Source organism: Zavarzinia aquatilis, assembly GCF_003173035.1.
GTDB classification, from domain to species: Bacteria; Pseudomonadota; Alphaproteobacteria; order Zavarziniales; family Zavarziniaceae; genus Zavarzinia; species Zavarzinia aquatilis.
Map to the genome: position 1 here is coordinate 519340 of NZ_QGLE01000002.1, position 19272 is coordinate 538611.

The 19272-nt window shown below is 64.2% G+C and carries 17 protein-coding genes and 1 pseudogene; 6 read left to right on the forward strand and 12 right to left on the reverse strand.

The annotated features are described in order from the left end of the window. Nucleotides 1-53: 53 nt before the first annotated feature. Nucleotides 54-767, forward strand: coding sequence for a CoA transferase subunit A (locus DKG74_RS05900; RefSeq protein ID WP_109903597.1), 714 nt, complete (start codon nucleotides 54-56; stop codon nucleotides 765-767). A gap of 11 nt (nucleotides 768-778) precedes the next feature. Continuing rightward, a complete protein-coding gene (locus DKG74_RS05905; protein WP_109903599.1) occupies nucleotides 779-1420 on the forward strand; it encodes a 3-oxoacid CoA-transferase subunit B in 642 nt (213 codons plus the stop codon). 47 nt (nucleotides 1421-1467) lie between these two features. Here the strand turns inward: DKG74_RS05905 and DKG74_RS05910 are convergent, their stop codons facing one another. The 3 genes from DKG74_RS05910 to DKG74_RS05920 are packed head-to-tail and all read right to left on the reverse strand — an operon-like array spanning nucleotide 1468 to nucleotide 4160. Then, on the reverse strand, nucleotides 1468-2382 hold the full coding sequence (locus tag DKG74_RS05910) for a DUF7064 domain-containing protein (RefSeq protein WP_109903601.1): 915 nt from the start codon (nucleotides 2380-2382) through the stop codon (nucleotides 1468-1470). A 27-nt stretch (nucleotides 2383-2409) separates the two neighbouring features. Beyond that, complete coding sequence (locus DKG74_RS05915) at nucleotides 2410-2949, reverse strand: hypothetical protein (protein ID WP_109903603.1); 540 nt, start codon at nucleotides 2947-2949, stop codon at nucleotides 2410-2412. 2 nt (nucleotides 2950-2951) lie between these two features. Beyond that, nucleotides 2952-4160 carry a phosphotransferase family protein gene (locus DKG74_RS05920; protein ID WP_109903605.1) on the reverse strand — a complete coding sequence of 403 codons (1209 nt, stop codon included), beginning with the start codon at nucleotides 4158-4160 and terminating at the stop codon, nucleotides 2952-2954. Between the two features lie 197 nt (nucleotides 4161-4357). On the opposite strand from DKG74_RS05920, the gene DKG74_RS05925 reads away from it, so the two are divergent. Next, entirely contained in the window at nucleotides 4358-7078 is a 2721-nt protein-coding gene (locus tag DKG74_RS05925) for a winged helix-turn-helix domain-containing protein (protein ID WP_109903607.1), read from the forward strand. Here the strand turns inward: DKG74_RS05925 and DKG74_RS05930 are convergent, their stop codons facing one another. Continuing rightward, on the reverse strand, nucleotides 7079-7711 hold the full coding sequence (locus DKG74_RS05930) for a TetR/AcrR family transcriptional regulator (protein WP_243404038.1): 633 nt from the start codon (nucleotides 7709-7711) through the stop codon (nucleotides 7079-7081). 156 nt (nucleotides 7712-7867) lie between these two features. Here DKG74_RS05930 and DKG74_RS05935 point away from each other — a divergent pair, with 156 nt between their 5' ends. The 3 genes from DKG74_RS05935 to DKG74_RS05945 are packed head-to-tail and all read left to right on the forward strand — an operon-like array spanning nucleotide 7868 to nucleotide 11081. Further along, complete coding sequence (locus tag DKG74_RS05935; RefSeq protein WP_109903611.1) at nucleotides 7868-9124, forward strand: cytochrome P450; 1257 nt, start codon at nucleotides 7868-7870, stop codon at nucleotides 9122-9124. 27 nt (nucleotides 9125-9151) lie between these two features. Further along, nucleotides 9152-9472 (forward strand): 2Fe-2S iron-sulfur cluster-binding protein, encoded by a 321-nt coding sequence (locus DKG74_RS05940; RefSeq protein ID WP_109903613.1) that lies wholly within the window; start codon nucleotides 9152-9154, stop codon nucleotides 9470-9472. Nucleotides 9473-9482: 10 nt separating this feature from the next. Next, nucleotides 9483-11081: a GMC family oxidoreductase gene (locus DKG74_RS05945; RefSeq protein ID WP_109903615.1), complete on the forward strand. Its 1599-nt coding sequence runs from the start codon at nucleotides 9483-9485 to the stop codon at nucleotides 11079-11081. Nucleotides 11082-11179: 98 nt separating this feature from the next. Here DKG74_RS05945 and DKG74_RS05950 read toward each other — a convergent pair. From DKG74_RS05950 to DKG74_RS05985, 8 genes and pseudogenes are all read right to left on the reverse strand, one after another. Then, a pseudogene (locus DKG74_RS05950) lies at nucleotides 11180-11353 on the reverse strand (IS3 family transposase); the annotation flags it as partial. 48 nt (nucleotides 11354-11401) lie between these two features. Then, nucleotides 11402-12466, reverse strand: coding sequence for an aromatic ring-hydroxylating oxygenase subunit alpha (locus tag DKG74_RS05955; RefSeq protein ID WP_109903617.1), 1065 nt, complete (start codon nucleotides 12464-12466; stop codon nucleotides 11402-11404). A gap of 14 nt (nucleotides 12467-12480) precedes the next feature. Further along, the gene (locus tag DKG74_RS05960; RefSeq protein ID WP_109903619.1) at nucleotides 12481-13416 is read right to left on the reverse strand and encodes a PDR/VanB family oxidoreductase; all 936 of its coding nucleotides are present in this window, start codon (nucleotides 13414-13416) and stop codon (nucleotides 12481-12483) included. 3 nt (nucleotides 13417-13419) lie between these two features. After that, the gene (locus DKG74_RS05965; protein ID WP_207779251.1) at nucleotides 13420-14514 is read right to left on the reverse strand and encodes an aromatic ring-hydroxylating oxygenase subunit alpha; all 1095 of its coding nucleotides are present in this window, start codon (nucleotides 14512-14514) and stop codon (nucleotides 13420-13422) included. A 174-nt stretch (nucleotides 14515-14688) separates the two neighbouring features. Next, nucleotides 14689-15624 carry an ABC transporter permease gene (locus DKG74_RS05970; protein WP_207779252.1) on the reverse strand — a complete coding sequence of 312 codons (936 nt, stop codon included), beginning with the start codon at nucleotides 15622-15624 and terminating at the stop codon, nucleotides 14689-14691. Then, nucleotides 15624-16676: an ABC transporter permease gene (locus tag DKG74_RS05975; protein ID WP_109903623.1), complete on the reverse strand. Its 1053-nt coding sequence runs from the start codon at nucleotides 16674-16676 to the stop codon at nucleotides 15624-15626. Before DKG74_RS05975 ends, DKG74_RS05970 begins: the two co-directional genes overlap by 1 nt. Next, nucleotides 16667-18199 carry an ABC transporter ATP-binding protein gene (locus DKG74_RS05980; RefSeq protein ID WP_109903625.1) on the reverse strand — a complete coding sequence of 511 codons (1533 nt, stop codon included), beginning with the start codon at nucleotides 18197-18199 and terminating at the stop codon, nucleotides 16667-16669. Before DKG74_RS05980 ends, DKG74_RS05975 begins: the two co-directional genes overlap by 10 nt. After that, a complete protein-coding gene (locus DKG74_RS05985) occupies nucleotides 18196-19221 on the reverse strand; it encodes a BMP family lipoprotein (protein ID WP_109903627.1) in 1026 nt (341 codons plus the stop codon). The genes DKG74_RS05980 and DKG74_RS05985 overlap by 4 nt, the downstream gene beginning before the upstream one ends. Nucleotides 19222-19272 lie beyond the last annotated feature (51 nt).

Consider the following 19272-nt stretch of genomic DNA (forward strand, 5'->3'; position numbering starts at 1 on the left):
TGCCCCTGTCAACCTCCCCGTCCGGGAGCCTGTGGACAGCCTGAAAGGACGACATGGTGACGCGAGCGAAAAAGGTCTACCCGGACGCGGTGACGGCCCTTGCGGGGCTGCTGCGCGACGACATGGTGATCATGGCCGGGGGCTTTGGCCTCTGCGGCATTCCCGAGAACCTGATCGAGGGCATCCGCCTGTCGGGCGTGAAGGGGCTGACCTTCATCTCGAACAACGCGGGCGTCGACGGTTTCGGCCTCGGCGTCCTCCTCGAGACAAAGTCGGTCAGGAAGATGATTTCGTCCTATGTCGGCGAGAACAAGCTGTTCGCCCAGCAGTATCTGTCCGGCGCGCTCGAGCTCGAGTTCAACCCGCAGGGCACGCTCGCCGAGCGCATCCGCGCCGGCGGCGCCGGCATCCCCGCCTTCTTCACCAAGACGGGCGTCGGCACCCTGGTCGCCGAGGGCAAGGAGCTGCGCGAATTCAACGGCGAGACTTACGTGATGGAGACCGGCCTCGTCGCCGATCTCTCCATCGTCAAGGCCTATTGCGGCGATACCGCCGGCAATCTCGTCTACCGCAAGACCGCGCGCAACTTCAACCCGATGATGGCGACCGCCGGCAAGGTCACCGTCGCCGAGGTCGAGAATCTGGTCGAGCCCGGCAGCATCGACCCCGACCATATCCACACGCCCGGCATCTTCGTCCAGCGCATCATCAAGGGCGCGGCCTACGAGAAGCGTATCGAGCAGCGCACCACCCGGAAGAAGATCTGAGGAGACCGCCCATGGCCTGGACCCGTGAACAGATGGCCGCCCGCGCCGCCAAGGAGCTGCAGGACGGTTTCTACGTGAACCTCGGCATCGGCATTCCGACGCTGGTCGCCAACTACATCCCCGACGGCGTGCATGTCACCCTGCAGTCCGAGAACGGCATGCTCGGCATGGGGCCCTTCCCCTTCGAGGGCGAGGAAGACCCGGACCTGATCAATGCCGGCAAGCAGACCATCACCGAGCTGCCGGACAGCTCCTTCTTCTCCTCGGCCGACAGTTTCGCGATGATCCGCGGCGGCCATATCGACCTGTCGATCCTCGGCGCCATGCAGGTCGCCGAGAACGGCGATCTCGCCAACTGGATGATCCCGGGCAAGATGGTCAAGGGCATGGGCGGCGCCATGGACCTGGTCGCCGGGGTGAAGAAGGTCGTCGTCGTCATGGAACATGTCGCCGGCAACAGCCCGAAACTGCTGAAGGCCTGTAACCTGCCCCTGACCGGCACCAAAGTCGTCGACATGGTCGTCACCGACCTCGGCGTCTTCAGGATCGACAAGCAGGGCGGCACCGGCCTTACCCTCATCGAACTCGCCGAGGGCGTCACCCTCGACGAAATCACCTCGAAGACCGAAGCCGCCTTCGACGTCGACCTGTAAACGAGCCGCTTCGCGTGCCCGTCACCAGGCGGGCGCGCGAAGCAGCCTCAATCCGCCATTCCCTGCCATGGCAGACGATAGCCGGTCTCGTGCAAACCGTAACCGATGGTGCCGTCGGCGAGGCGATATTCCATCATGTGTTCGCGCAGGACGAAAGTATCGAAGGGGAACAGCCAGCCGAACAGGGGGCGGGCGGTCATCTCGTGGCGGCGCCCCAGTTCGTCGGTGAATACCCAATGCGCATGTTCGACCGCGAGACCGTCCGGCGAGAAGGTCAGGCGGTCCTCGATCGCCGTCACCCTGCGCCAGGCCTCGCCATCGTGCATCATGCGCATATAAGCCGAGCCGCCAGCGGTCGAAATCCCCCGGATGCCGCAAAACGCCATGCCATTGTCGAACACCGGCCAGGCCAGCCGATAGTGAAGCAGGGCGTCCCAGTTGCGCGGACCGGCGGCGATGTCGCGAAAGCCCTTGCCGTCGAGCGCGGCCATTTCGCCCCGGTGAGTGATGCTGCCCGTCACCGTGCTGGTGCCTTCGAGGTGGATGTGGGCGACCTCTCGGGCGAAGGCGCCGTCCTTGTCCTGCGTCATCGCGATACAATCCGCGAGGGGATGCAATTCGCTCCACACCAGATCGAAGCTGCAATCGGGTGAGGAGAAGGTGATGCGGGTGCGTTTCAGCGGCACCTCCGCATGGATGCGCATTCCCGCGATCTCGACCCCATCGGCGGGCCGGGCCAGCGTATGGGGCAGGTTGAGGTTGGTGCGCGTGAAAAGGGGGGAGCCATTCCTGAACACGATCACCCAGCTGTTGGCCTCCCCCTGGTTTTCGAGAAAGCCGAGGCGGATGAAGACGCCCAGGCACCGCACGGGATCATAGGCATTATAGTAGTAGCTCTGACCCCAGCGCGGATGGCCGTCGCCAGGGATGAGGCCTTCAAATTTTTCGTAACTCTCGCTCATGATGAACTCATATCCCTGAATGGCGGATCAACGGACAGTGTCTGCAGGCAGAAGCAGGGCGATATCGGGCGGCGCGCCTGGCCCCGTTTCCCAGCCCTGCGTCGCCATCAAGGCGCGGTCGCGCAGCAACTGCTCACGCGACTGGGCCAGGATTGGGGCTTGCAGGCGCTCGAATTCCGCGGTGCTTGCCTGCGGGGCAACCCTGTCGATCACCTGGGCGAGGGCGGCATTCAACCGGCGCAGGCCACCGCACAAATCCTCCGGTCCGGCCTGACAACGGGCAAGCAGATCGCGACCGGCCTGCAGGGCCGCCGTCAGGTCCGCCGCCGCCTCGGGCCAGGGAGCCATCGCTTCCGCCAGACCATCGCAACAGTCGAGCAGGCGGGACAATTCGTCCCGGTCGAAGGCGAATTGCAGCGGCAGCTGGCACGCCATCAGTTTCAACATGCCGACGACGAGGCGGCCCTGTTCGGCCGCGAGGCCCTGCCCGGCCGGGATCGCCGGCAGGATGGTGTCTTCCAGCGCCTTGATCATGCTGGATATCTGGACATCGGGACGCATCTGCATGATCAGGCCCCCTTTTCCAGCTGGTCGCGCATGTCGTCCAGGATCGTGTAACCGATACCGATCAGCCAGGCGACCAGCACATCCTGATGAGTCTTGCCGGCACGGGCGACCCGGTAACCGGTGGCGAGCAGGAGGACGACGAGACTGAAGGCGTTGTAAACCTTGTGCCAGTGCAGCGATTTCGGCTGGACTGTCAGACCCGAGGCTATCTCATAAGCCTCGAAGAAGGCTGCCTCCGGCATCATTGAACAGATCAGCGGCGTACTGCCGTCGTCGGCCGGGGTCGAGAAGGCCCGGCTGGTGGTCCAGGCCAGATCCTGGTGACGGTCGCCGATCCGCCCCAGTTCCCAGTCCAGCCAGGCGGAAATCCGGCCGTCCTCCTCGGTGAACAGGAAATTGCCCAGGCGATAGTCGGCATGAACGATCGATGCCCGGTCGAGTGGCGGCATGTTCCGGCGCAGCCAGGCCGCGGCGAGGCGCAGCAGCGGAATATCCTCGTCGCCATCCTCCGCCCACACACGCTCCCACCAGTCGAGACCCCAAGCGGCACATTCCGTGGTCCCGGTTGCCGGACGGTCGAAGGCGGAGAGATCGGCGCCCGAGAAGTCGACCGTATGGATACGCGCGAGATGCTCGACGAATTGGGGCGCCAACCGCGCCCGCAGATCGGCATTCAGCACCGAGCCGACACCGGAAACCCGGTCGCCGTCGTGCCGCGGCTTGGCGACACCGGGTGCGAAGCCGTAGACGAGACCTGGATAGGGCAGGAAATCACCATCCTCGTCGCACCAGAAGACCGGCGGCACGGGCACCACGCCCTCCATCGCCCTGATCAGCTGGAATTCGCGCAAACGGCTGGTCTCCACGATGGATTCGGCCGGTTCCATGCGCAGGACCATGGCGGTGCGCTCCCGCCCCACCCCCGGCCGATCCCATTCGAGGGTGAAGGCGACCTGCAATTTCGACGCCCCACCCCAGAGCCAGCGCGTATCGCGAATGGCGAAGCCGCCGCCGATGCGGGCGGCCAACAGCCGCCCCAGCGCCGCTTCCATTTCCTCGAGTGCCAGCGGCCGGAAACCTGGGCCGGCCCGCCGTTCCAGTTTGCGGGTCAGCAGACGGTCGATATGCCCCTCGGTCCGGTAACGGCGTCGCAAGGCAGCGATCCAGGCCGGCGAAGGCCTTGCCTTGTCGACCGCGGGCAATCTGTACATTTCGTTCATCTCGTGTCCTCACCCTTGCCGGTGCTCCGTCACCGGCCCTGTCCGGCGGGATCTGCGTCCCGCTTGGCCCGTGCAGGATAGGTTGGGCCGGAACGCGAAAACCCATCCTCGCGGCGGGGGTGGAGGCCGGCCCGGATCGGTAGAGTACGGACAGGAAACGCTGACCCCTAAGGTGCGGAGACACCGAGATGGCGCGGAAAGAACAGATTCAGAACCGCAACATGGGTGAAGGCCGGCACGAGCCGCCCGTATTCATGTTCACCCCTGTCGATCTGGCGGCGCTCGGCAGCCTCGCCAGCCCGGCGGGCCTGTCGCACAAGGCTGTGGCTTTCGCCGCCCCGGCCGGCTTCGGCAAGACGCTTCAGATGGCGCGCATCCACGAGACGCTGCGGCAAGCCGGGCATGATTGCCGCTGGCTCTCGCTCAGGGAACAGGAGCAGAGTGTCGATGCCCTGCTCTCGGCCCTGGTTTCTCTGATCACACCCGGCGGCGCCCCCCGCCATCCGACCGAGGCCCTGTTCAGCGGCGAGCCGCTGGACAAGCAGATCGAGCGCTGTCTCGCCCCGCTTGCCCAGGCGGGCCGTCCCGTCACCATCTTCATCGACAATCTCAATTTCTGCTACGATCCCGGCCTGCCCAGGCTGCTGAACCGCCTGCTGTTCGACACGGACCGCGCCGTCCGGCTGGTGCTGGGTAGCATACTGCCGCTGCCGCTGGACCGGACGCGCGCCCGGCTGGAAGGCCATCTGCTCGAAATCGGACCTGCCGACCTGTCCTTTTCAAGGGCCGAGGTCACCGCCGTCCTGGGCGACAGGCTCTGCGAACAAATCGAAAGGGATGGCATCGCGAAAGTCGTCACGCTGACCGAAGGATGGCCAGCGGCCGTCCGCCTGTTCCACATCATGCTGGAGCGCGCGGCCGTCCCCCGCGAGGCACTCGCCGCCATCGCCGGTCCGGACGAGAACATTGCCAGCCTGCTGAACGACCGTGTGTTGTCCAGTTTCGATGATGCCTCGCGGCTTTTTATCGTCGGCCTCGGCCAGTTCGACCGCTTCTGTCTCGAGTTGTGCCGCGACGTGGGCGGCGGCGTGGTCGCCGACAAGGTTCTCGGTCAACTGATCACGGGCAATATCCTGATCGCCCCGCTCGATCCGGATCGACGCTGGTATCGCTTTCACGGCCTGTTCCGCGATCACCTGCGGCAGGAGGGCCTCAGGCTGATCCCGCCCGACGCGCGGCGCGCGCTTCACTGCAGGGCCGCCGTCTGGTTTGGTGGACAAGGGCTTTGGCAGGAGGCCATCGAACACGGCCTTGCCGCCCACGATCTCGACTTCGCCGAAAACTTGCTGGAATCCCTGGCCGCCCGTTTCGTGCGGAACAAGGGCGATGTCCTCAACTTCATCCGCTGGATGGAGACGCTTCAAGAATGGGGCCGAGGCGCGACACCCGAAGCTTCCTATTGGTACACTTGGGCGCTGGCCCTGTGCCGGCGCTATGACGACGCCCGGCGCCACGCCGACCGCATGGCCGGGTCCACCGGAAACACAGCGCCCGATCTCGACCAGCGCCTGACCATGCTGCGCGTCTCGCTCGACAGCATCGCTGACCGCATGGCCGAAGCCAGCGATGGCGCGCGGCGCTGGATTGACCGCCGCGCCGGTCCCTCCGACCCGTTCGACGGCACTGCCGCTCATTGCATCGTCGCCTATCACCTGACCGCCAGTTTCGCCTTCGCCGACGCGCGCCGGATCCTCGTCGCGGCGCGGGAAGCCGCCTGCCAGTCCGGCAGCGCCTATGTCCAGGGCTGGGCCGCCGCCTACAGCGCGCTCGTCACCATCTGCGAGGGCCGGCTGGACATCGGCCATCACGAACTGGGCGCCGCGCTGGGCCGGGCCCGTGCCGGCCTCGGCGAAGACGGCGGCATTACCGGCACCCTCGCGCTGATGCAGGCCAAATGCGCCCTCGAACTCGGCCGCGACGACGAAGCCCGGCGATTGCTCGACTATGGCTTGCCGACGGCGCGGACGCATGGCTTTCTCGAATCCGCCGCCTGCGGCCTCGAGGCGGCAGTTAAACTCGCTCCGGCCGATGGCGGGGACAGCGCCCTGTCCCTGGCCAACCTGAGGGATGTGACGACCGCCTATCCTTCCCGCCTATCGGACATGCTGTCGTGTTTCGTGGTCCGCCGCCTCCTCGAGCGGGACGATGTCGAGGCCGCGACGGCGGAAGCCCAACGCTCCGGTCTCGTCGGCAAGGCCCGCGTCACAGGGGTCATGGCCACGGTCTGGTCTCGCCTGCCCCTGATGCGCGACCTGATAAGGATCACGGAGACAGAATTGATGATCGGGGCCGGACGCCTGAAACAGGCACTGCCCCGGCTCGACGCCGACCTGCGTCAGAGCCGGCTGGAAGGCCGGGCGGCGCGGGCGGTCGAGCTCGCCCTGCTACGCGGCATCGTCGCCAGCCGGCTCGACCAGCGCGACCAGATGCTGCGCAGCCTCACGCTGGCGCTGCGGCTGGCGACGCCGGCGCGATTGCTGCGGCCCTTCCTTGTGCGGGCGGAGGCCCTCGTTCGCTGCTTCGAGGCGGTTGGCCTTGGCGAATGGGCATTTCCCTCGCCGGACGAACGCGGCTTCTTCCTCCAGGTCTGCCGTGCCCTGCCGTCAGCGCCGAAAGGCCTGCACGATCTGTCGGCTGGTCCGACCCTTCTCGCGCCGCTGACGCGGCGCGAAATGGAACTCGTCACGCTCATGGCTTCCGGCCTCAGCAATCGTCAGATGGCCGAGCGAATCAATCTCTCCGTCCCCACGGTGAAATGGCACCAGAACAATCTCTACGCCAAACTGAATGTGGGCAACCGCCAGGCCGCGCTCGCCAGCGCGAAAGCCCTCAACCTTCTGCGGGAGTGATCAATGGCCTCGGCCCGCCGCGAGGGGATGATCGAAGCCGATGCTGGTGATGCTCTGGATCAGGTGATCAATCAGGCGATCAATGGCGCTTTCCTCGCCGCCGGCAAAACGGAACAGAGCCACCGTGTGGCCGCCGCCGACGAAAAGCTGTGCTCCGGCCCCGGGATCGAGGCCGGCTGACAGTTCGCCAGACCGGCGCCCGCGTTCCAATGCGCCGCGAACGATGGCATACAGGCGCTCCTGCATCTGCAGATAGCGCGGCCAGACATCGGCCCGAAAACCAGTGCTCCAGTCGAGCCAGATCTTGACCACGTCGGGATCGTCCTGCGCTGCCTTGTCGAAGCCGCGCACCATGATGGTCAGGGCTTCCCGTGCAGAAACCTCGGCGATGCGAGGGTCGGCGAGGATCGCCAGCAAGTGTTTCTCCACCTCGACCAGCGTCTCCGCGACCAGATCCTCCCGCGTGCGAAAGTAGGAATGGACCGCGGGGACCGAAACCCCTGCCCGCTCGGCGACATGAGCGTGCGTGGCCCGGGCGATGCCATGTTCTGCAAAAGCGGCGAAAGCGCAGCGGATCAGCTGCGCCCGGCGTTGAGCCGGAGGCAGGCGGGTTCTCGAAATACTACGGGTCATGTCCAAGGGGGGCTGAGCTTCCATCGGTGTCTTGGCTTCAGTGTGCCGCATTCCAGCCGGCAGCGAAACCGTTCGCAAAATATTATTGACTAAATACTCAATATCATTATTGATATTTTAATCAATAAGGCACGGCAAGCCACAGGGAGGAACCATATGGATATCGCCGTCTCCGACATCGAACGCGCGCGCAGCATCCCTCTGGACAAGATCGACGTCAGCGCCCCCGATCTCTACCTGCGGGACGCGGCCCATCCCTATTTCGCCCGCCTGCGGAACGAAGCCCCCGTGCATTACTGCCGCGAAAGCCTTTATGGCCCCTACTGGTCGGTCACGAAGTTCAACGACATCGTCGAGATCGACACCAACCACAAGGTCTTCTCGTCGGACGCCAGCGTCGGCAGCTTCGTGCTCGACGACACGACGCTGAACCCGGTCGAGGGCGGCATTTATCTGCCCAATTTCCTCGGCATGGACCCGCCGAAACACGATATCCATCGCCAGACCGTCAGCCCCATCGTCGCCCCGCAGAATCTCGCCAATCTGGAAGGCCTGATCCGCCAGCGGACGCGCGGCGTACTGGACGGATTGCCGGTCGGCGTGCCGTTCAACTGGGTCGACAGGGTCTCAATCGAACTGACCACCATGATGCTGGCGACCCTGTTCGACTTTCCCTTCGACGAGCGACGCAAACTCACCCGCTGGTCGGACGTCGTGACAACCCGCCCTGGCGACGGCGTCGTTGACAGCTGGGAACAGCGTAATCAGGAACTCTACGAATGCGCCGCCTATTTCCAGCGCCTCTGGGCCGAGCGGGCGGCGGCGGCGCCGCGGCCGGACCTGATCTCCATGCTCGCGCATTCCCCGGCCATGCGGACGATGTCACCGGAGGAGTTTCTCGGCACGCTCGCCCTCCTGATCGTCGGCGGTAATGACACGACCCGCAATTCGATGTCGGGCGGCGTTCTCGCCCATCACTTGTTTCCGGCCGAATGGTCCAGGGTCAAGGCGGACCGCGCGCTAATCCCGAACATGGTTTCGGAAATCATCCGCTGGCAGACCCCCATCGCCCACATGCGGCGCACGGCGCTTGCCGATTTCGAGTTCAGGGGCCAGCACATCCGCAAGGGAGACAAGGTGGTGATGTGGTACCTCTCGGGGAACCGGGACGACAGCGTGATCGACCGGCCCTTCGATTTCGTCGCCGACCGCCCGCGCGCGCGCCATCACCTGTCCTTCGGCTTTGGCATCCACCGCTGCCTCGGCAACCGGTTGGCCGAGCTGCAACTGCGCATCCTCTGGGAAGAAGTATTCGAGCGTTTCAGCGCCATCGAAGTCGTCGGCACGCCTGTCCGCATTCCTTCCAACCTCGTGCGCGGCTACGCCGACCTCCCGGTCGTCGTTCACGCCTGAAGCCAATCCCAGCGGAGAGCGACGCTCATGGTCAAGATCACCTATATCAGCCACGCGGGCGAAGCCCGTCTTGTTGAAGCCGCCTCGGGGCAATCGGCCATGGAGGCCGCTGTCCACCATAATATCGCCGGCATCGACGGCGATTGCGGCGGCGTCATCGCCTGCGGCACCTGTCACGTCCATGTCGACGGCACCTGGACCGACCGCCTCGCCCCGCCCGGCGAGAAGGAACGCGACATGCTGGCCTATATCGACAATGCACGACCGAACAGCCGCCTGTGCTGCCAGATCGTCCTTGGCGAAGAGCTGGACGGGCTCGTGCTGCATCTGCCAATCGCCCAACACTGAGCCCGCGACCATGCCCGACTATGTCATCGTTGGCGCCGGTTCTGCCGGCTGCGTGCTGGCCAACCGGCTGAGCGCCGACCCTTCCATCCATGTCACCCTGATCGAGGCCGGCGGGCGCGATCGCTCCTTTCTCTACCGGATACCCGCAGGTTTCTTCGCCCTGATGAAATCCGGAAAGGGCAACTGGAACTACGAGACCGTGCCTCAGCCGGGCCTCGGCGGCCGCACCATGTATTTCCCGCGTGGCAAGGTGTTGGGCGGCAGTTCGTCGATCAACGGCCTTGTCGTTTCACGCGGCAACCCGGGTGATTACGACCGCTGGTCCCAACTCGGCAACCCGGGCTGGTCCTTTCGGGATTGCCTGCCCGATTTCCGCCGGATCGAGGCCTATGCCGAAGGCGATCCCGAATGGCGAGGACAGGCCGGTCCGATCACCGTATCGCTTACACCGGTCGAGGCGATGAATCCGATCTCGCGCGCCTTCATCGAAGGCGGCCGACAAGCGGGCTTTCCCCTCAACCGCGACGTCAACGCCGCCAATCCACACGGCATGGCACAGATGCAGGGCAATTACGCCCATGGCGAGCGCCAGAGCGCTGCGGCCCGTTACCTCCGGCCGGCGCTGACGCGGCCCAATCTCAGGGTGATAACTGGGGCACTGGTCACCCGTGTCGTCGTTCGGGCGGGGCGGGCCGTCGCTGTCGAATACCGGCATGGAGGCCGACTGAACACGGTCGAAGCCGAACGCGAAGTCATTCTGGCCGGAGGCGCGGTCAACTCACCGCAACTTCTGCAACTGTCGGGGATAGGCGATCCAGGCGACCTCCGGCCCCACGGCATCCGGGTGATCGCGGAATTGCCGGGGGTCGGAAGGAATCTTCGAGATCACCTCGCCATCTCGCTCAAACAGCGCCTGAAACAACCCATATCTCTGCTCTCTGGCCTGAAACCCTTGGCGATGGCGCGGGCCCTCGGCCAGTATCTGCTGTTTCGCGGCGGCCCGGCGGCGGTCAGCGCGCTGGAGGCCTGGGCCCACCTCAAGTCCCGCGAGGGCCTCGAATACCCGGACTTGCAGCTTTATTGCGTGCCCCTGATGTACAACGACCACGGACGCGATGTGATCCCCGTCGAAGGCTTCATGACGACTATCACGGGCCTGCGCTCTGAAAGTTGCGGAAGGATCGCCATCCGTTCCGCCGATCCCGCCGAAGCCCCGGCTATCGACCCACGATATCTCTCGGCCTCCGAGGATCTGCGCGTATTGCGTGACGGCATCCGTCTGTCGCGCCGGATCGTCGCGCAGCCGGCCTTCGATGCCTTCCGGGGCGACGAATATGCCCCCGGCGCGGCTTGCACCTCCGATCAGGAGCTCGATCACTATATCCGCGACCAAGCGGCAACGCTTTATCATCCCGTCGGAACTTGCCGCATGGGATCAGACGACAAGGCTGTGGTCGATCCACAGCTGAAGGTCAGAGGCATCGACGGCTTACGCGTTGTCGATGCCTCGGTAATGCCGGATATTGTCAGCGGCAACACCAACTTCCCGACCATGATGATCGCGGAAAAGGCGGCCCGTTCGATACTTGGCCAGACTGCCGGCCCCTGACCGGGATCGCTGCCGCGATCCCGGCGACCAGCCAGACATGTTCTGGCCGTACGGCCTGCCAGGTCGACGAATCGCAGCCAGGTCAAGCCTCACGCAAGATCCGAGCCCTGCAGCCTGTTCGGCGCGGGGGCTTTGAACTGGAGATTTCGACGACCCAATGGGCTGGGCGCCGACTTGTCCGGGACCATCGTGCGGATCGGCCTCCCGCGAATGATGCTCTGCCGGCTCATCAACCTCATCAGCTCGCCGGCGGCGCAACGGGCGACATAAAATCTCGCCACGGTCGCCGCCTCCAACACGGGGAATGGTGTTTGTCCGCTCTAGCTTCCCAGAATCGCCCCGGCACCGAGGCCGAGCCGCGCCAACGCACGCCGGTATTCGATCGACATACGATCCGCGGGGATATGGATCTCGTCCCGAAGATCGAGAGGTAACTCATGCGGTGATTGCGCCTCGACGAGGGGGGCGTCCTCTGAATTGATCCTTTGCTGAAAGTCGATCATATCCCGTTCGGAAAGCCCGCCCGTCATGTCGACGAGAATCTGGAAGATCTTCGACACATCTGTGGAGACCGGGGAAGCCACGTCGAAGATGTGGAATGCCGAGCCCTTGGCCTCGTCGGTAATCTCCAGCCAGGAGGCAAAGGGCAAAGTCAGGTGGTAGTTGTAACGGCGACGGTTCAGTGGATGGAGGCCGCCGTCCTGGCGCTGGCCGGCGTACCTAGTCTGCTCGACATATTCCGTTTGGAAGGTCAGGCAACCATCCCCGATATCGACGCCGTAGGCCTCGATGGTACGATCCTCTTCGCCGCCGAACGTGCCCCGGTGGACAAAGGGGATGTGGCAGAGATCGTTGAAATTCTCGACATGCCTCGCCGCCGCCGCACGCCAGACGCCGGGCGGCACGACGACGACCTTTCCCTCTCCAGCCTCGATCAACGACCAATCGGGCAACGGGAGCGGCTGTTCGTCCGACAGGCAGACCCACACGAGCCCGTAGCGCTCCTGGCACGCATAGCTCTCGATCCGCAGCTTCTTGGGAATGGGTACCGCCGGCGCCAGTGCCGGAACCTTGCGACAGGCGCCATCACCGTCGTAGCGAAAACCGTGCAATGGACAAACGATCATCCCGTCGCACACCTGCCCGAGGCTCAATTGGCCACCGCGGTGCGGACACAGGTCTCGTGCTGCGTTAACGCCATCGCCATCGCGCCACAACACGAGTTGCCGATCGAGAAGCCTGACGGAAGCGGGCTTGTCGACGATGGCCGCCGACGCCGCCACCGGGTGCCAGTAACGCGAAAGGATCGTCCAGTCCCCGGGACAGAATCTGGTATCCGCAGGAATGCCGGACGTGGGGGTATCGTTTTTCGCTGGCAGGAACATGTGAAGACGCCCTATCAAAGGTCAAGAATGAGGTTACTGCCCGGCTTTGCCCGGGAGACGCAGATGACGATTGATCGCCCCTCCGCCTTCTCCATGTCCGACAGGAAATAATCCTGGTGCAGAATCTCACCGGCGATCACGGCCGTCCGGCAGGTTCCGCAAACACCGCCCTCGCAACTCGTGTCAGGGTTACAGCCATGCGCGCGCAGTACCCCCAGAATGGTGCTGCTCTCATCGACCCGGAAGCGGCGTCCGTCCGACGCCAGAGTGACCTCGAACGCCTCGCCGGATCGTGGCGGCGCGGCTGAGAACCGCTCGGTGAAGAGCGTCAAATCCCAGCGCGCCTCTAGCGCCGTCTCGACCGCCTCCAGCATACCCGTCGGTCCGCAGACATAAATGTCCGCACCCTGGGGCGCTGCCGCGATGATGGCGGGAATATCCAGCCGGCTTTCGCTGTCGACATGAAATGCCACGGTTCCCATCGCGTCCGTCGACAGTTCGTCGGCAAAGGCGAGATGCCGTCGGCTTCTGGCGGCGTAGTGCGTCCGGGTCAGGCAGCCCGCGTCGGCCAGGGCCCGCCGGATCGAGAGTATCGGGGTGATGCCGATGCCACCGACGATCAATAACGCCTCTCTGGCCTTGCCGAGGGGGAAATTATTGCGGGGCGCGGAAACTTCGATCTCCCGTCCCATTTGCCAGAGCCGGTCGATGGCGCGGGAGCCACCGCGGCCATTCTGGTCGATCGCGACGGCGATGTCGTAGCGCGCGGGATCATCGCCGGTCAGCGAATAGTGTCGCAAGCCGACACCTTCGACCCGAACCTCGATATGGCTGCCCGGACCATATGCCGGCAAGCATGTGCCGTCGGCATGTGCGAGGCTGAAGCCGACGATGCCTTCGGCGACCGTGCGGCGGCCGACCACTACCAGCTTCAATTCAAGTGCCCTCATCGTCTAAATTCCCGTCGCGACGCCAAGCTCCTCGATCCACTTCTGATATTCGATCAGCGGGAGATCGCCGGGGCCGAGTGGCAGTTCGATTTGAGTCCAGAACGGGGGAAGCAGCCATGGACGCTGGCTTTCGATCACCGACCGGTCCTGCTCGCGCACATGCGCTGACATGTTCCGGTAGACATCGTCCTGGGCCGGATCGAGATCGTAGTTGCGTGCCGAGACCCAGAAATTGGACGTGATATTGTAGTCGACCGGGCAGGTCGCCAGCCATACGACATAGCGGCCGGCCGGCATATCCTTGACCAGACGGATCACATTCGGCATTCCGACGTGGTCGGTATAGGTAAGCCGCACCTGCGTTTCGCGGTTCGAGCCCGATTGCGACATATCCGCCGTCATGAGGCCGGCAGGTTGCTCGACCTCATATTGGACAATTAGTTCGTTGCGCTCGCGCCAGGCCCGGTGCGAGGGCGGCTCGGGCCGGTCCCGGCTGCCCAGGATGCCCTCGTGCACCCAGGGAAAATGTGTGTCGTCCAGCGTTCCCATGATCATACGCGTCGCACTGGTTCGCATCGGTTGGCCTTCAAGCAGCCGTACCTTGCGGAAGGCCGGATCGTCCATTTCGGGGAAGTCCGGAATCGGGAACATCGCTTCCGCCGCCAGGCAGACCCAGATGATGCCGTGCCGCTCGGAAACGAGATGAGACGCGATACCCGCGCCCTTCGGAATGGCACGGCCCTCAGGCAGCTGCGGGATCAGCACGCAACCGCCATCCTTGCCAAAGCTCCAGCCATGGTAGCCGCATTGGAGCGCCGCCCGGCCGTTCACGCGAACGACCCGGCCCAACGACAATTGGGCCTGGAAGTGCCGGCAGGTATCCGGAAATGCGGCCAATTCGCCGTCAAGCCGCACAAGGACGAGACGGCGGCCGAGCAGTGTCACGGAAACCGGCGTGTGACCGAGATCCCCAGCCAGGAATACCGGATGCCAGAATGGCGCCATGCCCTTGCGGAAGGCGTCGATCGCTTCGGCACTCGGCCCATCCTCTGCGTTCAGGGCCGGTCCCTTTGATCCAGCCTGCATCATCGACATCATGAAATTCTCCCAGCAAAACGCATTGCACTGGCGCACCACGGGCTCCGGAACAGCGGCGCGGCGTCCATGCCGATGTCGGCGGCGCCGTCCCGGGTCGCGGCGGCCGCCTTGCGGATCGTGCCGAGTTCCGCGACAACGCCGGAGTAGTCGAGAGGCCATCTGCGCATAACGGCCTCACTTGCCAATATCGCGAAGGCCGAGATGGGCGGGCTGTCCGGAGCGGCTGCGAAAAATCATCAAGGTGGCGAGCGACGCGATGTAGGGCAGCGCCAGCAAGAACTGATAGGGCACAGGCAGGTTCAGGACCTGGGCGTGACTGGCAATCGCCTGCAGGGCGGCAAACGCGAAGACGGCGGTAATCGTGCCGAAGAGGCTCCAGTTTCCGGCAACTAGGGCCACCACCACGAGCCATCCCCGGCCGGCGGTAATCTCGGGAATGAAGCGGTCGGAAAGGCCGAGCACAAGGAAAGCCCCGCCAAGGCCCGTCAGGCCGGAACCGGCGACGATGATGAGCCAGAGCCGGGGCGCGACGGCGATGCCACGCGTCTGGAGCACTTTCGGATTCTCTCCGAGAACACGCAGCTCGAGCCCCTGGCGCGTCCGGTGCAGAAAAAACCACGCCAAGGGTATCAGGGCCAGCGCCAGATATGTGGGAAGCCGTTGCTGGAAGAAAATCCGGCCAATGACCGGGATGTCGGCGAGAAACGGGACCGCCACCGGCGCAAAACCTGTAAAGTTACCTGCGCTGAACACCGCATGATTGCTTCGAAATAGGTAGAGCGTCAGGCCACTGGCGACGAGATTGATGGCGAGGCCGGTCACGAATTGGTCGAGTTTGAGCGCGACGGTCAACATGGACGTCAGCGCGCCCACAAGAGCGCCCACGAGAACCGCCGCCACGGTGGCGAGCGGGAGCGACCCGGTCGCGACGACGACTGCATAGGCCGCGAAGGCGGCCGACAGCATCGTCCCCTCGACACCGAGATTCCAGATGCCGGCTCGCTGGATCGCCAATTCCCCGATCGACGAAAGCAACAGCGGTGTCGCCGAACGCAACATCGTCACGAAAACCGATATCAGCAGCGCATTGTCCAGAAGGGCATCCATCATCAGGCCCTCTCGATCCGGTAGCGGCGAACGGCGCCCGCGATCAGGAACAGGATCAACACCACGCCCTGGATGGCGGTCACCAGCGCCGTCGGAACACCAGTGATAACATTCATGAATAGCGACCCATTATGAAGTGCGCCGAAGAACAGGCCCGCGACGAGAGTTCCGAGCGGTGAAAGACCGCCGATCAATGCAATGATGATGCCGTCGAATCCCATGCCGCTCAGGTTGTCGCCCGTGAGACGGTGACTGACACCAAAGACTTCGCCGACCCCAGCCAGCGCGGCAATGACACCCGAGATGACCATCACCGTCAGGACCAATCGCCGCTTGTCGACGCCACGCTGCGACAGGGCCGTAGCGTTGAAACCCATGGCGCGTATCTCGTAGCCGAGGGGCATACGCTTGAGCAGCACCTGCAGCCATATGACGACAATGAGCGCCAACACCACGCCGATGTGCATCTTGCCGACATCGACAATGTTCGGCAGCCAATAGGCCCGCTCCAGCAGCCCCGTTTGCTGGTAGCTCGCCGTGCCGCCGCTCGCCATCCAGGGGCCCGAGATCAGCCAGGCCAGCGCAAAGAAGACGATATAGTTGAGCATCATGCTCGAGACGATTTCGCTGATACCGAAGCGCGTCCTGAACCAGGCGACCAGGGCGCCGAGAGCGGCTCCACCGGCGAGCGCCGCCAGAACACAAAGGACGATGACGACAACAGGCGCCATGCCGGTCGTCCACAAGCTCATCTGCCAGGCAGCCGCCGCTCCGGCGACGACCTGCGACTCTTGCCCGACCGTCCAGAGACCGGCCCGATAGGTCACGCAGGTCGCCAGTCCCGTCAATATCAGGGGCGTCGCCTTGACGACCGAGGATGCGATCGAGGCCGGGCTTCCTGCCGCGCCTTGCCCCAATGCGACGAGGGAGGCTCCAACCGGAGCCCCTGAAATGGAAATCAGCACGATGGTCATGAGCAGGCCGACCACCGCCGCAGCGCCATAGACAGCGATCGACCAGGTCACGGACGGCCCGGATCGGGTGATTATGCGCATGTCGCGCCCCCTGCTGGAGCGCGGCCGACCATCATGCTCCCGACAATATCCCGCGACGTGGTTTCCGGGCTGACGATCCCGACGATCCGTCCGGCGAACATGACACCGATACGATCACAAAGATCGAACAGGTCGTCGATATCCTCGGAAACAAGAATGACGGCGACGCCTTCGTCGCGTTTCCGACGCAGCTCCTCATGCACTGTCGCGACAACGCCGATGTCGAGGCCACGCGTCGGTTGATTGGCGAGAAGCAGCACGCTTGCCTGATCGAGTTCACGCGCCAGCACGACCTTCTGGGCATTTCCGCCCGACAGGCGGCTGACAGGGGTGTTGATGGCCGGCGCGGCGATGCTGTATCGCCGCATCGCCTCTTCGGCCTTGGCGACCACTCTGTCGCCCGCGATGAAGAGCCCCCGGCACAGATCCTTGCTGCGGTGCCGCCCCAGTATGATGTTCTCGGCGATCGAAAAGGGACCGACGAGGCCTTCGGCATAGCGGTCCTCGGGAATGATACCGACGCCGGCCCGCATGAAATCAGCCGCGCTCAATCCCTCGAGTTGCCGATCTCCGATCAGAAGCGATCCGCTTTCGGGCTCGCGGATGCCCGCGAGCATTTCCAGCAGGGGCTTCTGGCCGTTGCCCGCCACCCCGGCAATGCCGAAAATTTCTCCCGAGCGGACCATCAGGGAAACGTCATCGACGATGGTTTCCCCCCAGGAGCCTTTCGCCATCAAGCCGGTCGCCTGAACAGCCACGCGCCCCGGGGAATTTGACGACCGGGCTGGAGATGACGCGAGATCGCCGCCGATCATCAACCTTGTCAGGCTTTCCACCGTGGCATCCCGGCCATCCAGCGTCCCCACCTTCCGGCCTCGCCGGAGGACGGTGATGGTATCGGCTTGCAGAACTTCCCGCAGCTTGTGCGTGACGATGACGACCGCGAGTCCCCGGTCGCGCATCTTGCCGATCATCCCGAACAGCTTGCCGGATTCCTGCGGTGTCAGAACCGCGGTCGGCTCATCCAGAATGAGCACCCGGGCGTCGAGATAAAGCGCCTTGAGGATCTCCACCCATTGCTGCTCACCGACCGACAATTGCCACAACGGCGCATCCAGTTCGATCGCAATGCCGAGATCGCCACATAGTCTGGAGAGACGCTCACGCGCCTCGGTCAGCCCGAGACGCCATCCCGACCGGCTGGTGCCGGCAACAATGTTCTCGATCACGGTCAGGGCGCGCGCCAAGACGAAATGCTGGTGAACCATGCCGATGCCTTCGGCAATAGCATCAGCCGGCGAACGGAAATCGGTCCGTCGCCCGTCGACCTCGATATGCCCCGCGTCCGGCTGCAATTCGCCGTGCAGCATGGCGGAGAGGGTGGACTTACCCGCTCCGTTTTCGCCGAAAAGGCAATGCAGCTCGCCGGCGGCCACATCGAGGGAAACGTCGTCATTTGCGACGACGCTCCCAAATCGCTTCGTCAGTCCCACGGCACGCAGGACGGGGCGATGCAGGGTCATTTGGAGACCGGCAGCGAAACGTCCAGCGGGATCTGCAGCTTGCCGGCGTCATACGCCGCCTTTGCCGCCTCGAAGGCGGCGATCGCCTTGGCCGGCACCAGGCTTTCGCGGCCATGGAAAGACGCGACGGCGGCCCCCCCTTCGGCCATCGTGGACCACAGCATCTGTGTATTGCCGGCGTAGGGCGTGCCGTTGGCCTCGTGGTCATACCAGACGTCGACCAGTCGCTCGATATCGGGATCCCAAAGGGCCAGCGGCGCGGACAGAATGCGCGGCGAACGCTGCCAGTCGTCACGGAAGTTGCCGATGCAAACCACCGTCTCCTTGTGCTCGTCGCAAGGCGAGAAGTTGTCAACGAGCGAGAACATGACATCGACGCCGGCGGCGATCTGGCTGTTCATGTATTCGGCGGCCTTGGCCGGATCGTACCAGCTCTGAATAAACGCCACCTTGGTCACGATGCCGGGATTTACCGACCTGGCGCCGGCGAAGAACGCGTTGATCTCGTCGTTCACATCGTCCGCCGGCAGCGTGCCGACACTGCCGACGACACCGCTCGTGGTCGCGTGGCCGGCGAGGACCCCGAGCAGATAAGCCGGCTCATGCACGCGCTTGTAGTTCCAGTAGACATTACCGCCCAGCGGCGCATTGCCCGAGCCGGTCATCACGAACATGAGATCCGGAAACTCGTCCTTCAGCTGCGCGATCTGATCGCTATAGGTGGAGTGGCCCCAGATGATGTCGAACTGGCCCGACTGCGCGTAAAGGCGCATGGCGCTCTCGACGTCATTGCCCCACAGGGGATCGGAGACTTTCGTCGTGATCGTCAAGTCGTGCGGCTTGGCCTTCTTCACCCGCTCCAGCGCCTCGAGAAAAGTTCCGTCCCAGGCGGATTCCGGGCCATTGCCGATGATCACGGCAATGCGCAGCTGCTTGGGCGGGTCCGCCTGCGCAAGCGTCACCGGGGCTGTCGAGAACAGAAATGCGGCGATGAAGGCTTTCCATTTCAGGCGAATTTGCATGATGTCCCCTTAAGATCAGGAAGAAGGCGGCGTTACGGCGGGTGTCTCGGG

Bases quoted from the DNA above. Each gene is read 5' to 3' on its own strand.
- DKG74_RS05975 (WP_109903623.1), bottom strand. From the start codon at position 16,676: ATGCGCATAATCACCCGATCCGGGCCGTCCGTGACCTGGTCGATCGCT.
- DKG74_RS05955 (WP_109903617.1), bottom strand. From the start codon at position 12,466: ATGTTCCTGCCAGCGAAAAACGATACCCCCACGTCCGGCATTCCTGCG.
- DKG74_RS05930 (WP_243404038.1), bottom strand. From the start codon at position 7,711: ATGACCCGTAGTATTTCGAGAACCCGCCTGCCTCCGGCTCAACGCCGG.
- DKG74_RS05940 (WP_109903613.1), top strand. From the start codon at position 9,152: ATGGTCAAGATCACCTATATCAGCCACGCGGGCGAAGCCCGTCTTGTT.
- DKG74_RS05910 (WP_109903601.1), bottom strand. From the start codon at position 2,382: ATGAGCGAGAGTTACGAAAAATTTGAAGGCCTCATCCCTGGCGACGGC.
- DKG74_RS05905 (WP_109903599.1), top strand. From the start codon at position 779: ATGGCCTGGACCCGTGAACAGATGGCCGCCCGCGCCGCCAAGGAGCTG.
- DKG74_RS05970 (WP_207779252.1), bottom strand. From the start codon at position 15,624: ATGATGGATGCCCTTCTGGACAATGCGCTGCTGATATCGGTTTTCGTG.
- DKG74_RS05915 (WP_109903603.1), bottom strand. From the start codon at position 2,949: ATGCAGATGCGTCCCGATGTCCAGATATCCAGCATGATCAAGGCGCTG.
- DKG74_RS05980 (WP_109903625.1), bottom strand. From the start codon at position 18,199: ATGACCCTGCATCGCCCCGTCCTGCGTGCCGTGGGACTGACGAAGCGA.
- DKG74_RS05935 (WP_109903611.1), top strand. From the start codon at position 7,868: ATGGATATCGCCGTCTCCGACATCGAACGCGCGCGCAGCATCCCTCTG.
- DKG74_RS05925 (WP_109903607.1), top strand. From the start codon at position 4,358: ATGGCGCGGAAAGAACAGATTCAGAACCGCAACATGGGTGAAGGCCGG.
- DKG74_RS05960 (WP_109903619.1), bottom strand. From the start codon at position 13,416: ATGAGGGCACTTGAATTGAAGCTGGTAGTGGTCGGCCGCCGCACGGTC.
- DKG74_RS05900 (WP_109903597.1), top strand. From the start codon at position 54: ATGGTGACGCGAGCGAAAAAGGTCTACCCGGACGCGGTGACGGCCCTT.
- DKG74_RS05965 (WP_207779251.1), bottom strand. From the start codon at position 14,514: ATGATGTCGATGATGCAGGCTGGATCAAAGGGACCGGCCCTGAACGCA.
- DKG74_RS05945 (WP_109903615.1), top strand. From the start codon at position 9,483: ATGCCCGACTATGTCATCGTTGGCGCCGGTTCTGCCGGCTGCGTGCTG.
- DKG74_RS05920 (WP_109903605.1), bottom strand. From the start codon at position 4,160: ATGTACAGATTGCCCGCGGTCGACAAGGCAAGGCCTTCGCCGGCCTGG.
- DKG74_RS05985 (WP_109903627.1), bottom strand. From the start codon at position 19,221: ATGCAAATTCGCCTGAAATGGAAAGCCTTCATCGCCGCATTTCTGTTC.